Source organism: Delftia sp. RIT313 (genome assembly GCF_000632165.1).
Taxonomy (GTDB): domain Bacteria; phylum Pseudomonadota; class Gammaproteobacteria; order Burkholderiales; family Burkholderiaceae_C; genus Comamonas; species Comamonas acidovorans.
In genome coordinates, this window is record NZ_JFYT01000029.1 from 49,674 (window position 1) to 65,373 (window position 15,700).

General features: G+C 66.1%; 10 protein-coding genes. 9 read left to right on the forward strand and 1 reads right to left on the reverse strand.

The features are described from left to right. Positions 1-417 precede the first annotated feature (417 nt). The 6 genes from BW39_RS04795 to BW39_RS04820 all read left to right on the forward strand — a co-directional run bounded on the left by BW39_RS04795 (position 418) and on the right by BW39_RS04820 (position 10,512). Positions 418-1,440: a fimbrial protein gene (locus tag BW39_RS04795; protein WP_235264151.1), complete on the forward strand. Its 1,023-nt coding sequence runs from the start codon at positions 418-420 to the stop codon at positions 1,438-1,440. Positions 1,441-1,637: 197 nt separating this feature from the next. Then, positions 1,638-5,678, forward strand: coding sequence for a trifunctional transcriptional regulator/proline dehydrogenase/L-glutamate gamma-semialdehyde dehydrogenase (putA, locus tag BW39_RS04800; protein ID WP_442854778.1), 4,041 nt, complete (start codon positions 1,638-1,640; stop codon positions 5,676-5,678). A 78-nt stretch (positions 5,679-5,756) separates the two neighbouring features. Continuing rightward, positions 5,757-7,259, forward strand: a complete 1,503-nt coding sequence (gene putP / locus BW39_RS04805; protein ID WP_012207739.1) for a sodium/proline symporter PutP — start codon at positions 5,757-5,759, stop codon at positions 7,257-7,259. Between the two features lie 297 nt (positions 7,260-7,556). After that, the gene (locus BW39_RS04810) at positions 7,557-8,543 is read left to right on the forward strand and encodes a TRAP transporter substrate-binding protein (protein WP_016450058.1); all 987 of its coding nucleotides are present in this window, start codon (positions 7,557-7,559) and stop codon (positions 8,541-8,543) included. 147 nt (positions 8,544-8,690) lie between these two features. Further along, positions 8,691-9,206 (forward strand): TRAP transporter small permease, encoded by a 516-nt coding sequence (locus BW39_RS04815; RefSeq protein ID WP_043820239.1) that lies wholly within the window; start codon positions 8,691-8,693, stop codon positions 9,204-9,206. Positions 9,207-9,225: 19 nt separating this feature from the next. After that, positions 9,226-10,512 carry a TRAP transporter large permease gene (locus tag BW39_RS04820; RefSeq protein ID WP_013800418.1) on the forward strand — a complete coding sequence of 429 codons (1,287 nt, stop codon included), beginning with the start codon at positions 9,226-9,228 and terminating at the stop codon, positions 10,510-10,512. Between the two features lie 134 nt (positions 10,513-10,646). On the opposite strand, the gene BW39_RS04825 is transcribed toward BW39_RS04820, so the two are convergent. Continuing rightward, positions 10,647-11,447, reverse strand: coding sequence for an IclR family transcriptional regulator (locus BW39_RS04825; protein WP_012207743.1), 801 nt, complete (start codon positions 11,445-11,447; stop codon positions 10,647-10,649). A 165-nt stretch (positions 11,448-11,612) separates the two neighbouring features. On the opposite strand from BW39_RS04825, the gene BW39_RS04830 reads away from it, so the two are divergent. From BW39_RS04830 to BW39_RS04840, 3 genes are all read left to right on the forward strand, one after another. After that, positions 11,613-13,265 (forward strand): GMC family oxidoreductase, encoded by a 1,653-nt coding sequence (locus BW39_RS04830; protein WP_043820241.1) that lies wholly within the window; start codon positions 11,613-11,615, stop codon positions 13,263-13,265. A gap of 48 nt (positions 13,266-13,313) precedes the next feature. Next, on the forward strand, positions 13,314-14,642 hold the full coding sequence (locus tag BW39_RS04835) for an MFS transporter (RefSeq protein WP_043820243.1): 1,329 nt from the start codon (positions 13,314-13,316) through the stop codon (positions 14,640-14,642). 180 nt (positions 14,643-14,822) lie between these two features. Next, a complete protein-coding gene (locus BW39_RS04840) occupies positions 14,823-15,683 on the forward strand; it encodes a hypothetical protein (protein ID WP_043820245.1) in 861 nt (286 codons plus the stop codon). The last annotated feature ends 17 nt before the right edge of the window (positions 15,684-15,700 follow it).

The window sequence follows — 15,700 nt, forward strand, 5'->3', positions numbered from 1 at the left end:
AAAATGAGCGGTTCAATATGCAATACCGTGCCGGCAGCAATTCTGGCCAACTCTTGGTCTATTTTCAAATAAGCACACCATTAAGAATTACCCCTAAGGTATCCGCCCCCTATCCATCTTCTTTTGGGAAATGTGCATTTTTCGTCTTCCACGCCCGTGGGCACCACTTAGCAGAGCCGTAGGCAATACCAACCAGTGGTTTGCAGGCAGCGCCGTATTCTGGCAAGGCAAACTGGATATTCCCTTGAAGGCCCGCCATCTGAACACCGCTCCCCAGGTGACGCCGGGCAAGGCCAATGGTGCGGCCACATTCACGATGAGCTATCAGTAGCACGGTCTGATACTTCTGAGCCTTTGGGGAACCAACGTTCATGCGTGCATTGGGCAGACCTTACCCGATGCTCGAAAGGAAACTCCGTGAAAAATGCACTTCGCATCCTCAAAAGTTCATTTATTCCATTGACTTGGGCCTTGACTACCCCTTCAACATGGGCCTTGTGCAAATTGAACACCAGCGACGGCTTGCCGTACTTTACGGCCGAACTCTCCGGCATGACAGTTCCCGAATTCGCACCTGGTGACTACGACATTGGAAGCACCATCTACAAATACAGCGGCCCGTTGAAACTTACCAATAAAATCCCAGAATCCAAGAATCCACAGTTTGAATGTGTTCCTGGAATAGAAGACTACCTCACAGGCATCGGCCCTCATGAAAATGGTCTTTATTCAGCCCCTGGAACCATCAAGAATATCAAGTTAAAATTAAGCGCCTTCACAATTCCGTTCCCTTTTTTGGTCTACTCAACAGTTCCAAAGACAAGTGGCAATTGGAATGAAGCGAGCTTTTATTATGATATCGAATTAATCAAAACGGGCCCCATCTCCAGTGGGGGCACATTATCTGGCTCATTCGCTCAATCCCGTGCCAATGATGCGGCCGGACAATTGCTGGTCGATTTTCGTTTCGCGGCCCCGGTCGTCATTCGTCCCCGCGTTCCTACCTGCAAGGTCAGGATGAAAGAAATAAGGTTCGACATGGGCGCCGTGCTCATGAGGTCGTCCGGTGGCGTGGGAGCCACCAGCGCCAGCAGCGAGGAACAGAACATTCAGCTGGACTGCTCGGGCGGCGATACAGGGACCGCAACGCAGGTGTACGTGACACTGACCGATGTGACCGACCGCAACAACACGTCCTCCAACCTCACGCTGAACAGGACCTCCACGGCACGAGGCATTGCCGCGCAAATCCTCAGCAACGGCAAGCCGGTGCGGTTCGGCGCAGAAGCGGACGACACCAGCCGATGGTTGGCGGGCGACGTTCCCCAAGGGCAGACGGCGTTCTCGATTCCGCTGCAGGGACGCTACGTGCAGACGGAAGACCGGGTTGTACCCGGCAGCGCCAACGCTTCCGCAGAGTTCACCATCCATTACCAGTAAGCGCAGGCGCTGGAGCCATCCGCAGGACGACCCGGGAAGCCGTGAGAGCGGCCCGCCTGGACGGGCTCCATGGGACCCAGCTTGCCTGAGTAAATATAAAGGGTTTACCCCCTATCAAAAAAGGTGCAACCCATGTGAAATCACGCCGAATCCGGTTGCACCCCAGTCATCGAAAAAGCACTTTCCCTTTCCAATCCATTATGTCCACCACCGTAGGCATCAAAGTCGACGACGCCTTGCGCGAGCGCATCCGCGTCGCAGCCCAGCAGATGGGTCGCACACCGCACTGGCTGATCAAACAGGCCGTCGTTCAGTACGTCGATGCGCTGGAGCGCGGCGCAACCACCATCCGGCTTGCAGGCGCAGGCGACAGCCCTGGCGATGTCGCGATCGAAGAGGCGCAACCCAACGCTGGCCAAGAGGTACAACCTTTTCTGGAATTCGCCCAGTCCATCCTCCCGCAGACGCCGTTGCGCGCTGCCATCACGGCCGCCTGGCACCGGCCGGAGCCCGAGTGCCTGCCGGTGCTGCTGCCGCTGGCACGTGCCCAGGATGCCCAGCAGGCCGACAAGGTCCGCGAGCTGGCGACCCGGCTGGTGCAGGGGCTGCGCGATGCGCCGGCCGGCAGCGGCGTGGCGGCGCTGGTGCAGGAGTTCTCGCTGTCCAGCCAGGAAGGCGTGGCGCTGATGTGCCTGGCCGAGGCGCTGCTGCGCATTCCCGACCGTGCCACGCGCGATGCGCTGATCCGCGACAAGATCAGCAAGGGCGACTGGCGCGCCCATGTGGGCCGCTCGCCCTCGCTGTTCGTGAACGCGGCGGCCTGGGGCCTGGTGCTGACGGGCAAGCTCACGTCCACGAGCAGCGAGAAGAACCTGTCGTCGGCGCTGACGCGCGTGATCGGCAAGGGCGGCGAGCCGCTGATCCGCCAGGGCGTGCACCGCGCCATGAAGCTGATGGGCGAGCAGTTCGTGACGGGCCAGGACATTGCCGAGGCGCTGGCCAACAGCCGCGCCTATGAAAAACAGGGCTTTCGCTACAGCTACGACATGCTGGGCGAGGCGGCCGCCACCGATTCCGACGCACAGCGCTACCTGCAGGCCTACGAGCAGGCCATCCACGCGATCGGTGCGGCCTCCAACGGACGCGGCATCTTCGAGGGGCCGGGCATCTCCATCAAGCTGTCGGCCCTGCACCCGCGCTACAGCCGCGCGCAGTACGAGCGTGTGATGGCCGAACTGCTGCCGCGCGTGCTGCAGCTGGCCGAGCTGGCCAAGCAATACGACATCGGCATGAACATCGACGCCGAAGAGGCCGACCGGCTGGAGCTGTCGCTGGACCTGCTGGAGGCCTTGTGTGCCGCGCCCTCGCTCAAGGGCTGGAACGGCATAGGCTTTGTGGTCCAGGCCTACCAGAAGCGCTGCCCGCAGGTGCTGGACTACCTGGTGGACCTGGCCCGCCGCAGCCGCCGCCGCCTGATGGTACGCCTGGTCAAGGGCGCCTACTGGGACAGCGAGATCAAGCGCGCCCAGGAAGGCGGCCAGGCCGGCTACCCGGTCTATACGCGCAAGGTCTATACCGATGTGAGCTACCTGGCCTGCGCGCGCAAGCTGCTGGATGCGCCCGATGCCATCTACCCCCAGTTCGCCACGCACAACGCGCAGACCCTGGCCAGCATCTACCACCTGGCCCAGGCCGTGGGCGGCAGCTACTACAGCGGCCAGTACGAGTTCCAGTGCCTGCACGGCATGGGCGAGCCGCTGTACGCACAGGTGACGGGCCCGGCCTCCGAAGGCAAGCTGGCCCGTCCCTGCCGCATCTATGCGCCCGTGGGCAGCCATGAGACGCTGCTGGCCTATCTGGTGCGCCGCCTGCTGGAGAACGGTGCCAATACCTCGTTCGTGAACCGCATCGGCGATGCCTCCGTGCCGGTCTCCGACCTGGTGGCCGATCCGGTGGACGAGGTGATGAAGATCGCGCGCAACGAAGGCCGGCTGGGCGCCCCCCACCCGCGCATTGCGCTGCCGGCCGATCTGTTCGCGCAGCAGGGAGACAAGCCAGGGCAGGCCCGCGCCAATTCCCAGGGCCTGAACCTGGCGCACGAGCAGCAACTGGCCTCGCTGGCCGCCGCGCTGCTGCACAGCACGCGCCAGACCTATCTGGCCGCCCCCGCGGATGCCGACCTGCCTGCCGACCCGGCGCGTACCGAAGGCTGGCAGCCCATGCGCAACCCGGCCGAGCTGTCCGACATCGTGGGCTGGGTGCGCGAGGCCACGGCGGCCGAGGCCGAAGCCGCCGCCGCGCGCGCCGCGCAGGCCGCGCCCATCTGGGCCGGCACACCACCCGCCGCCCGTGCCGACGCGCTGGCCCGCGCCGCCGACCTGCTGGAGCAACGCAGCCAGCCGCTGATGGGCCTGATCATGCGGGAGGCGGGCAAGACCCTTTCCAACGCCGTGGCCGAGGTCCGCGAGGCCGTGGACTTCCTGCGCTACTACGGCGCCCAGGCGGCCGCGCATTTCGACAACGCCGCGCAGCGCCCTCTGGGCGTGGTGCTGGCCATCAGTCCCTGGAATTTCCCGCTGGCCATCTTCTGCGGACAGGTGGCTGCGGCCCTGGCCGCCGGCAACACGGTGCTGGCCAAGCCTGCCGAGCAGACACCGCTGACGGCAGCCGCCATGGTGGCCCTGCTGCACGAGGCTGGCGTGCCGCGCGACGCGCTGCAGCTGGTGCCGGGCACGGGCGAGACCGTGGGCGCGGCCCTGGTGGCCCATGCCCAGGTGGCGGGCGTGATGTTCACGGGTTCCACCGAGGTGGCGCGCCTGATTGCACGCCAGCTGTCCCGCCGTCTGTCGCCTGCAGGCCGCACCATTCCACTGATTGCCGAGACCGGCGGCCAGAACGCCATGGTGGTGGACTCCTCGGCCCTGGCCGAGCAGGTGGTGGCCGATGTGCTGGCCTCGGCCTTCGATTCGGCCGGCCAGCGCTGCTCTGCCCTGCGCCTGCTGTGCCTGCAGGACGAGGTGGCCGACCGCACGCTGACCATGCTGCGCGATGCGCTGCAGGAGTGGAACCTGGGCAACCCCGACCGCCTGAGCACCGATGTGGGCCCCGTGATCGACGACGCGGCGCGCCGCCAGATCGAGCAGCACATAGAGCAGATGGCCGCGGCGGGCCAGAAGGTCACCCGCGTGGAACGCAAGGACGGCGTGCTCAATGGCCACTACGTGGCCCCGGCCCTCATCGAGATCGACAGCACCACGCGCCTGCAGCGCGAGGTCTTCGGCCCCGTGCTGCATGTGATCCGCTTCAAGCGCGAGCAGCTGGACTCGCTGGTCGATGGCATCAACGCCACCGGCTACGGCCTGACCTTCGGCGTGCACAGCCGCATCGACGAGACCATTGCCCACCTCACCCAGCGCGTGCATGCGGGCAACATCTATGTGAACCGCAATGTGATCGGCGCCATGGTGGGCGTGCAGCCCTTTGGCGGCATGGGCCTGTCCGGCACCGGCCCCAAGGCCGGCGGCCCGCTGTACCTGCACCGGCTGGCGCAGGGGCCGGCCAGCGCGGCGCTGTCCGTCTTTGCGCGGGCCGAGTCGTCCGCCCAGGCACCGCTGCAATTGCTGGGCCTGCTGCGCGAGACGCTGTCCAAGGCCCCGCCCCAGGACATGTCCGCCGATGAGCAGGTGCAGGCCCTTGCCGCCTGCGACGATGCCCTGGCCGCCTCGCGCCTGGACGCCGCCATGCTGCTGCCCGGCCCCACGGGCGAATCCAACCGCTACCGCCTGCTGCCGCGCGGCCCCGTCTGGGCATTGCCGCGCACGCCGCTGGGCCTGGTGGCCCAGGTGGCAGCAGCCCTGGCCAGCGGCAACGCCTGCCATGCGGTGCTGCCCGACAACGGGACAGGCGCCGACAGCGGCTGCGCCGCCACCTGGCAGGCGCTGCGCGCCGCTGCGGGCGATGCCGGCGTGTCGTGGCTGCACAGCGCCAGCGCCGAATCGCTGGCTGATGCACAAGCGCCCATGGCGGCCTTGCTGTTCGAGGGCGACGGCGACGCCCTGCTGCAGGTCTGCGCCCAGGTCGCCGCGCGCGACGGTGCCCTGGTGCGCGTGGAAAGCCGCAACAGCGACGAGCTGCATGCGGGCCGCGGCTATGACCTGGCCGCGCTGTTCCACGAGCAATCCATCAGCACCAATACCGCCGCCGCAGGCGGAAACGCCCAACTCATGACCATGGCTTGAACCGCCGGGGCCGGCACAACCGGCCCCTGGCAAGCGCCCCGCACAACCCGAAAAACACGACCAACGCAGGACACTTCAATGCAATTCAACTGGAACGACCCGACGGCGATCATGTTCGCCATCTACCTGGTCGCCATGCTCGGCATCGGCGCCATCGGCTACTTCAGCACCAAGAATCTTTCCGACTACATCCTGGGCGGTCGCAGCCTGGGCAGCTTCGTGACGGCGCTGTCGGCCGGCGCCTCGGACATGAGCGGCTGGCTGCTGATGGGCCTGCCCGGCGCCATCTACCTGTCCGGCCTGTCGGAAGCCTGGATCGCCATCGGCCTGATCCTGGGCGCCTACCTGAACTGGCGCCTGGTGGCGGCGCGGCTGCGCCTGTACACCGAGCGCGCCGGCAATGCGCTGACGCTGCCCGACTACCTGGCCAACCGCTTCGAGGATCACTCCAACGTGCTGCGCATCGTGACGGCCGTGGTGATTCTGGTGTTCTTCACGCTGTACTGCGCCTCGGGCGTGGTGGCGGGAGCGCGCCTGTTCGAGAACATGTTCGGCATGCCCTACAGCACGGCCCTGTGGGTGGGCGCGCTGTGCACCATCGCCTATGTGTTCATCGGCGGCTTCCTGGCCGTGAGCTGGACGGACACCATCCAGGCCTCGATGATGATCACGGCGCTGATCCTGGCGCCCGTGATCGCCTGGCTGGCCGTGCAGGGCCATCTGCAGCCGGGCCAGGACCTGCACGCCATCGTGGCGGCAGAGAAGTTCGACCTGTTCCGTGGCGCCAGCTTCGTGGGCGTGGTCTCGCTGCTGGCCTGGGGCCTGGGCTACTTCGGCCAGCCGCACATCCTGGTGCGCTTCATGGCGGCCTCGTCGGTGCAGACCATTCCTTCGGCCCGCCGCATCAGCATGACCTGGATGATCCTGTGCCTGGCCGGCGCCGTGGCCGTGGGCTTCATCGGCATCCCCTACTTCGCGGCCAACCCCGGTGGCGCCGCCGCCGTGAACGCCAATGCCGAGACGGTGTTCATGGAGATCACCAAGCAGCTGTTCAACCCCTGGATCTCGGGCGCGCTGCTGGCAGCCATCCTGGCGGCCGTGATGAGCACGCTGTCGTGCCAGCTGCTGGTGTGCTCCAGCGCGCTGACCGAAGACATCTACCGCACCTTCCTGCGAAAGAACGCCAGCCAGATCGAACTGGTCTGGATAGGCCGCGCCATGGTGCTGCTGGTGGCCTTGATCGCCATCGCCATCGCCAGCAACCCCGACTCCAAGGTGCTGGGCATGGTCAGCTACGCCTGGGCCGGCTTCGGCGCCGCCTTCGGCCCGGTGATCATCCTGTCGCTGTTCTGGAGCCGCATGACGCGCGGCGGCGCGCTGGCCGGCATCATCACCGGCGCCGTGACCGTGCTGGTGTGGAAGCAGTTCGGCTGGCTGGGCCTGTACGAGATCATCCCCGGCTTCATCCTGGCCTGGCTGGCCACGGTGGTCGTCAGCCGCATGGGCCCTGCGCCTTCGCAAAGCATCCTGAAGGCGCATGCGGCGGTGGAGAGCGAGTTCGAGCGGATCGGGGCACGCTGAGTGGCAATGAGCTGACCCGCTCCATCTGAACCCGACGCCCGATGACGCTTGCGCGCATCGGGCGTTTGTCATTTCAGCACCTATGGCATCGCCAAATCAGATGCACCTCAACGCACATGACGAGCGCTTTGTACGTGGTCGCCACAAGGGGAGTGGTCACTACAATCCATGGGCTCTTTTTTTCATCGCCGGGCCGCCCCAGGATGAAAGGCGGCCCCCTGCGGGGGACCGCAGTGCTTGCCCTGCAAGGGGGGCGTGGGGGCCATTTTTCAACACACAACAAGTGAGACTGCCGCTATGCAAATGATCCGCCGCACCCTTCTTTCGACCTGCGTGGCCGCCATGGCGGCTGCTTCGGCTGGCGCCGTACTGGCCCAGACCAAGGAGGTCAAGGTGGGCTACGCCCTGGCCGTGAATTCGCACTACGGCGCGGCCGCCCAGGCCTGGGCCGATGCGGTGGAAAAGGGCACGAACGGCGCCTACAAGTTCAAGCAGTTCCCCGCGTCCGCCCTGGGCGGCGAACGCGAGCTGATCGAGGGCCTGCAGCTGGGCACGGTGGAGGCGGCCATCGTCTCCACGGGCGCCATCAGCAACTTCGTGCCCGATGTGGGCGTGGTGGACATTCCCTTCCTGTTCCGCGACACGCAGCATGCGCGCGCCGTGCTGGACGGCGCCTTCGGCCAGGAGCTGCTGGCCAAGTTCAGCAAGCGCGGCCTGGTCGCGCTGGCCTGGGGCGAGCAGGGCTTTCGCCACCTGTCCAACAACAAGCACGCCGTCAACGGCGTGGCCGATCTCAAGGGCCTGAAGATCCGCGTGACCGAGAACCCCGTGCACATCACGGCCTTCCGCACGCTGGGCGCATCGCCCACGCCCATGTCCTGGCCCGAGGTGATCGGTGCGCTGCAGCAGGGCACGATCGACGGCCAGGAGAACCCGATCTCGGTGCTGGCCTCGGCCAAGCTGTGGCAGGTGCAAAAACACCTGACGCTGACGGCCCATGTGTACGCGCCCATGGCCCTGCTGGTGTCGCCCTCGTTCTGGGGCACGCTGAACGACAGCCAGAAGGCGGCCTTCACGCAGGGCGCCAAGTCGGGCGCCATCGCTTCGCGCGTGTTCGTGGACACGGTGGAGAAGAAGGGCGTGGAAGAGGCCAAGAGCCACGGCATGCAGGTGGTGGAGAAGGTGGACCAGGCCGCCTTCCGCACCGCGCTGGAGCCGGCCTACAAGGAATACGCGAAGAAGTTCGGCCAGAAGACGCTGGACACCATCGCCAACGCCAAGTAATCCTTCCTGCCACGGGCGGCCCGCCCGTGGCACCGGGCCGCCGCTGCGGGCAAGCCCCATGGCCCCGCACGGCGCCCACGCCGATGATCTGACCTCCGACGGCAGCCCGGCCCTTGCGCCACTCCCCTCCTGCCCTCGCCCACTCCTATGCTCAACCGAATCGAACGCGCCCTTGTGGCCTGCAACCGCTGGCTGCTGATCGTGCTGTTGCTGGCCATGGCCTGCATCGTGTTTGCCAATGTGGTGCTGCGCTACACCACGGGCGACTCCATTGTCTGGGCCGAGGAAGTGGCCCGGCACATGATGATCTGGGTCACCTTCCTGGGCGCGGGCCTGGTGCTGCGCTTCGGCGGCCATGTGGCCATCGACAACCTGCACCGCTCGGTGGGCACGCGCAAGGCGCAGTGGCTGCGCCGCCTCGTGGTGCTGGGCGTGGGCCTGTTCTGCGCGGTGATGGCGGTGGCCTCGTCGCAGTACGTCTGGGCCACGCGCTTCCAGACCACGGCGGCCACGGACATTCCGATCTCCTTCGTCTACGCGGCCATGCCCGTGGGCTTCGTGCTGATGCTGGTGCATCTGCTGTTCATTGCGCGCGGCTACGTGGCTGATGGCTCCTTCGCCGAATCCGACGAGATGGATGCCGACGCAGCCGCGTCGATCTGATCCACCAGGCAGACACATCATGGGTATCACGCTTTTCATCGCCATCATCGTCCTGCTCACGCTGGGCTTTCCGGTGGCCTTCGCGCTGGCGATCTCCGCCGCACTGGCCGTCTTCGTGGGGGGCCGCTATCCGCAGCTCATCGTGTTCAAGGAGATGTTCACGGGCATAGACAGCTTTCCGCTGATGGCCGTGCCCTTCTTCATCCTGGCGGCCGAGCTGATGTCGGGCGGGGCGCTCACGCATGTGCTGCTGCGCTTTGCCGCGCAGTTCGTGGGCCATCTGCGCGGCGGCCTGGGCTATGCCAATGTGCTGTCGCTGACGCTGTTCTCGGGCATTTCGGGCTCGGCCCTGGCCGATGCGGCCGGCCCCGGCTCGATGATGGTCAAGATGATGGACAAGGCCGGCTATGCACGCTCCTACGCGGCGGCGCTGACGGCCAGCACGGCCATCGTGGGGCCCATCATTCCGCCGTCGGTGAGCATGATCATCTACGCGCTGCAGGATGAGAACGTGTCGGTGGGCGGGCTGTTCATGGCCGGCTTCATTCCCGGCATCCTGATCGCGCTGGCCATGGCCGCCGTGAACTGGTGGGTGTGCAGGAAGCGCGACTACCGCTCCACCGAGCCGCGCCCTGACGGCCGCACGATGTGGATCAACAGCTTCAAGGCGATTCCCGCGCTGATGCTGATCGTGCTCATCGTGGTGGGCATCCGCTTCGGCATCTTCACGCCCACCGAGGCGTCGGTGGTGGCCGTGTTCTACGCCCTGGTCTGCGGCAAGTGGGTGTACCGCACGCTGCAGTGGTCGGCGCTGCCGGGCATTGCGGCGCGCTCGGCCATGCTGACGGCCTCGGTGCTGCTGGTGATGGCGACTTCGGCCGCATTTGCCTGGGTGCTGACGGTGGAGGGCATCCCACAGTACCTGTCCGAGCTGATCGTGAGCTGGGAGCTGTCGCCCACCCTGTTCCTGGTGGCGGTGAACATCCTGCTGCTGGTGTTCGGCATCTTCATGGAGCCGCTGCCCGGCGTGATGATCCTGGTGCCCATCCTGGCGCCCATTGCGTTCAGCCTGGGCATCGATCCCACGCACTTCGCCATGGTGGTGATCGTGAACCTGACGCTGGGCATGATCACGCCGCCCGTGGGCGGGCTGCTGTTCGTGACCTCGGTGGCCACGCGCGTGTCCATCACCGATCTCACGCGCGAGATGCCGCTGTTCCTGCTGGCCCACTTCGTGGTGCTGTGCCTGCTGACCTTCATCCCCGCGCTGTCCACCTGGTTGCCGCATACGCTGGGCTTCCAGTGACGACAAGGGCCTCCGAGTGAGGCCCTTTTTTTTGCCGCCGGGCCGCCCCAAGGCAAGAAGCGGCCCCCTGGGGGGCAGCGGACCTTGCGCAGCAAGGGTAGCGTGGGGGCCTTTTTTCTGGGGTGCCCAGCGCCTCAGAAGAGCAGGCCGGCCATGCGCTGGGCCGTTTCCTTCAGGTGCGGCAGGCCCTCCAGCGCCTGCGCCAGCGGCATGCGCGCCTCGGGCGCATGTACGGCCAGCGTGGCGCGGCACTGGCCCTTGGCATCGCGCACGGGCACGGCCACGGCGATCATGCCGCGCATGAATTCCTCGCGGTCGCAGGAGTGGCCTTCGCGCACGATGCGCGCGCACTCCTGTGCCAGCGCCTCGGGCGTGGTCAGCGTGTTGGCCGTGCAGGCGGTGAGTTCCACGCTGTCCAGAATGGCGGCGCGCCGGGCCGCAGGCATATGGGCCAGGAACAGCTTGCCGCTGGCCGTGGCGTGGATGGGCACCATCGATCCGGCCTCCAGCTGGATGCGCAGCGGCCAGTGGGTCTCGACACGGTCCAGGTAGCGCACGCGCGTGCCGTCCAGCACGGTGAGGTTGCAGGTCTCGCCCAGCCGCGCCACCAGTTGGGACAGCAGCTCATGGCGCAGGGCCTGGCGCGGGTCGGCTTGCAGGGCGCGCACGGCCAGGCTCAGCAGCTTTGGGCCGGGGGAGAAGCTGCGGTCACCCTCATGGCGCAGCAGCCATTGCCGCGCCTCCAGGTGGGAGCACAGGCGCGAGGCCGTGGCCTTGGGCAGGTTGAGCGCGGCTGCGATGTCCATGAGGCCCGGCGGGGCCTCGGCCTGGGTCACGAAATCGAGCACGGCCAGGGAGCGATCGGAGACCGAGTTCGCTTCGTCCTGCCGTGCAGGGGTGGGGTCCGGGGCAGCGCTGGCAAGGGATGGCGGCATGGGGGGGTGTCGTGTCGTGTGGAAGGCCGGAAACGCTTTCGATCATGCCTGATCGCCAGGAGGCGGCAAGGGTTTGCGCGGGGTTGCAGTCCACAGCGGCAACGAATAAGTTTCACACAAAGGAACAAATAGTTCCTTTAAAAGAAACTCAAAAGGAGCCACTGCATGCCGGACCCCATCGACAGCTATGACTACGTGATCGTGGGAGCAGGCTCTGCCGGCTGCGTGCTGGCCGCGCGCCTGTCCGAGGACCCGGCCACGCGGGTGCTGCTGCTGGAGGCCGGCCCGCCGGACCGCTCGCCCTGGATCCACCTGCCCATCGGCTACGGCAAGACCATGTGGAGCCCCGTCTACAACTGGAAGTTCGAGACCGACCCGGACCCCAACATGAACGGCCGGCGCATCTACTGGCCGCGCGGCCGCACGCTGGGCGGCAGCAGTTCCATCAACGGCCTGATCTACGTGCGCGGCCAGCGCGAGGACTACGACCACTGGGCGGCGCTGGGCAATGCGGGCTGGTCGTATGACGAGGTGCTGCCCTACTTTGTGAAGTCCGAAGGCAATGCGCGCGGCGCCTTCCCGGGCCATGGCGCGGACGGGCCGCTCAAGGTCTCGGACATCGGCGCACAGCATCCGCTGATCGAGGCCTTCATTGCCGGTGCAGGCCAGGTCGGCGTGCCCCGCACCGAGGACTTCAACGGCCGCGACCAGGAGGGCGCAGGCTACTACCAGCTCACCACCCACAAGGGCCTGCGCTGCAGCACGGCCAAGGCCTATCTGGGCGAGGCCCGGCGCCGCCCCAATCTGCGCATAGAGACCGATGCCATGGCCACGCAGTTGGTGCTGCGCGGCCGGCGCGCCACCGGCATCCGCTACCGGCAAGGCGGGCAGGAGCGCCAGGCCCAGGCGCGGGCCGAGGTGATTCTGTCGGCAGGCGCCATCCAGTCGCCGCAGCTGCTGCAACTGTCGGGCATAGGACCTGCCGCGCTGTCGCAGTCCCTGGGGATTCCCGTGGTGCACGATCTGCCGGGCGTGGGCGAGAACCTGCAGGACCATCTTCAGATCCGCCTGGGCTACGAATGCAGCCAGCCCATCACCACCAACGACCAGCTCAATTCCTGGGTGGGCAGGACAAAGCTGGGGCTGGAATGGCTGCTGTTCCGCTCGGGCGCGCTGGCCGTGGGCATCAACCAGGGCGGCTGCTTCATGCGTGCGCTCAGGGACGAGCAGGGCCGGCCCGTGGCCGCCACGCCCGACATCCAGTTCCACGTCTCCACGCTGTCGGCCGACATGGCAGGGGGGCAGGTCCATCCGTACTCGGGCTTCACCATGTCGGTCTGCCAGCTGCGGCCCGAGTCGCGCGGGCAGTTGCGCATCCGCTCGCGCGATGCCTTCGAGCCGCCCTCCATCCAGCCCAACTACCTGGCCACCGACCTGGACCGCCGCACCAACGTGGCGGCCGTGCGCGCGGCACGCGCCATTGCCGACACGCCGGCCATGCGCCCCTTCGTGAAGCGCGAGGTCAAGCCCGGCCCCGATGCGCACAGCGATGCGGAACTGCTGGAGTTCTGCCGCAACCACGGCGCCACCATCTTCCACCCCAGCGGCACCTGCCGCATGGGCAGCGACGCCCTGGCCGTGGTCGATGCGCGGCTGCGCGTGCACGGCATGGCCGGTCTGCGCGTGGTCGATTGCTCGGTCATGCCCACCCTGGTCTCGGGCAACACCAACGCGCCCGTGGTGATGATGGCCGAGAAGGCCGCCGACATGGTTCGCGAAGACAGGCACGGAGAGACAGGGCAGCTCAAGGTCGCATGACTGCCCGTTCCTGCATCCCGGCAATGCGACAGACAACCAGGAGACAGCATGACGACGGCAACCGATCCCAGGGTCATCCGCAAGGTGGTGACCTCCGCGCTCATCGGCGCAACCATCGAGTGGTATGACTTCTTTCTCTACGGCGTGGTCGCCGGCATCGTGTTCAGCAAGCTGTACTTTCCCAGCGACGATCCGCTGATCTCCACCCTGCTGGCCTACACCACCTTCGCCGTGGGCTTTGTCACGCGGCCGCTGGGCGGGGTGATCTTCGGGCACTTCGGCGACCGCGTGGGGCGCAAGAGCATCCTGGTGGTCACGCTGATGATCATGGGCGTGTCCACCTTCCTGATCGGCCTGCTGCCCACGCATGCGCAGATCGGCGTGGCCGCGCCCATCCTGCTGCTGCTGTTGCGCGTGGCCCAGGGCATAGGCCTGGGCGGCGAATGGGGCGGTGCCGTGCTCATGGCCTACGAATACGCGCCCAAGGAAAAGCGGGGCTTCTACGCCTCCCTGCCCCAGGTGGGCCTGGCCATCGGCCTGTTCATGGCCTCGGGCGTGGTGGCCCTGCTGTCCTGGCTGTGTACCGAAGAGCAATTCATGGCCTGGGGCTGGCGCGTCGCGTTCCTGATCTCGGGACTCATGGTGGCCGTGGGCATGTACATCCGCCTGCATGTGAAGGAGACGCCCGAATTCGCAGCCGTCAAGGCACGCAATGCCGAGACCGCGATTCCCTTCATGGACATGATGCGGCGCTACCCCGGCAATGTGCTCAAGGGCATGGGCGCACGCTATATCGACGGCGTTTTCTTCAACGTCTTCGGCGTGTTCTCGATCAGCTACCTGACCTCCACCCTGCAGATCAGCCGCACCGACGCATTGATCGGCGTGATGATCGCCGCCGTGGTGATGTGCTTCACGATTCCGCTGTTCGGCCGCCTGTCCGACCGCCTGGGCCGCAGCCGCGTGTATCTGTGGGGATCGCTGATCACCGCGGTCTCTGCCTTCCCGGCCTTCTGGCTCATGGCCCACAGCGGCGGCAATGTGCTGCTGATATGGATCGCCATCGTCGTGCCCTTCGGCATTCTCTACGCGGCGGTCTACGGTCCCGAAGCCGCCCTCTTCTGCGACCTGTTCGACGCCAAGGTGCGCTACACCGGCATTTCCTTCGTCTACCAGTTCTCGGGCATTTTCGCGTCCGGCATCACGCCCATCATTGCGACGGCGCTGGTCAAGACGGCCGGTGGCAGCCCGTGGCTGGTGTGCCTGTATGTGGTGTTTGCGGGAGCGGTATCGGCGTGGTGTGCCTGGGCGATCGGGAGGGATGGGCAGGGTGCCCGCGCCTTTCGGCCCGTGGGCAATGCCAGGGCAGGCCTGTGAATGGATGGAATCCGGGCGCTTTCAAGAAAGGTGAATACGCACGCCGGAAAACACATTGCCGGCGTACGAACCCATTTCACGGACTCCAGCAAAAACCACTCGAAACCATCGCACTGTTTCTCTTTGTAAAGACGATGGCTAGAATGCCCATGCATTTTCTTAATCAGACAGAGAGGGACCATGTTCAAGAAAGCATTGGCAGCAGCCATCTTGCTGGGCTGCGGCCTGGCGCACGCATTCATGCCCAGCAATGGCACCTGGGTCGTGACTTCCGAACTCAACGGCAAGCCGGGTCGCGGACTCGCCCTTGATGCGCAGAACGGCACCCTGGTCATGCAGATGTATGCCTACGAGCCCAGCGGGCAGCCGAGCTTCTACATGACGTCGGGCGCCTTGACCAACAACCGTTTTTCGGCGCCGCTGATGCGCTATACGGGTGGCCGCTATCTGGGCAGCGGCCCTCTGTCGGGCACAGAAGACCGGAATATGGGCCAGGTCAGCATGCGCTTCACCAGCGGCGTTTCGGGGTTCATCACGCTGCCCGGCGAGCAGGAAGTGGCGATTTCGCGTTTCAACTTCGGTTACCCCGCCGTGGCATCCAGCCTGCGCGGAATCTGGGCGCTGACTTCGTTCGGCAGCGAAGGCGTTTTCTCCGAAGTCGTGAATATGCAGCTGCAGACACCCGCCACGGCGAACGGAAATGGCCTGATGGAAACGGCAGACCGGCTGTTTGGCTGCGAACACCAGATCCGTGGCAATCTGGCGGGCGGCGTGCTGTGCGTGAAGATCACCAGCTCTGGCCAGTTGCTGCGTTCCTACTACTTCGTCTACAGCGTGAACGAGGGTGAAGGCAGTTCCCGCACCAATGGAACCCGCCCCGAACAGGTGATGGTTGCCAAGCGCCTTCTTGACCCGAAGGGCGTGGGCACAGGCATCGTCTACGCGGCCGACGCACCCGTGGACCCAGTGCCCACCGTGCTGCACGACATCATCGAGAACCTGTCCTTCAGCGCCGCACCTCTGCCAGCCGAGCAGGAGTGATGCCCCCGCTGCCGGCT

Excerpts from the sequence above, each read along its gene's own strand:
- putP (WP_012207739.1), top strand. The coding sequence starts at position 5,757 with ATGCAATTCAACTGGAACGACCCGACGGCGATCATGTTCGCCATCTAC.
- BW39_RS04810 (WP_016450058.1), top strand. The coding sequence starts at position 7,557 with ATGCAAATGATCCGCCGCACCCTTCTTTCGACCTGCGTGGCCGCCATG.
- BW39_RS04815 (WP_043820239.1), top strand. The coding sequence starts at position 8,691 with ATGCTCAACCGAATCGAACGCGCCCTTGTGGCCTGCAACCGCTGGCTG.
- BW39_RS04820 (WP_013800418.1), top strand. The coding sequence starts at position 9,226 with ATGGGTATCACGCTTTTCATCGCCATCATCGTCCTGCTCACGCTGGGC.
- BW39_RS04825 (WP_012207743.1), bottom strand. The coding sequence starts at position 11,447 with ATGCCGCCATCCCTTGCCAGCGCTGCCCCGGACCCCACCCCTGCACGG.
- BW39_RS04830 (WP_043820241.1), top strand. The coding sequence starts at position 11,613 with ATGCCGGACCCCATCGACAGCTATGACTACGTGATCGTGGGAGCAGGC.
- BW39_RS04835 (WP_043820243.1), top strand. The coding sequence starts at position 13,314 with ATGACGACGGCAACCGATCCCAGGGTCATCCGCAAGGTGGTGACCTCC.
- BW39_RS04840 (WP_043820245.1), top strand. The coding sequence starts at position 14,823 with ATGTTCAAGAAAGCATTGGCAGCAGCCATCTTGCTGGGCTGCGGCCTG.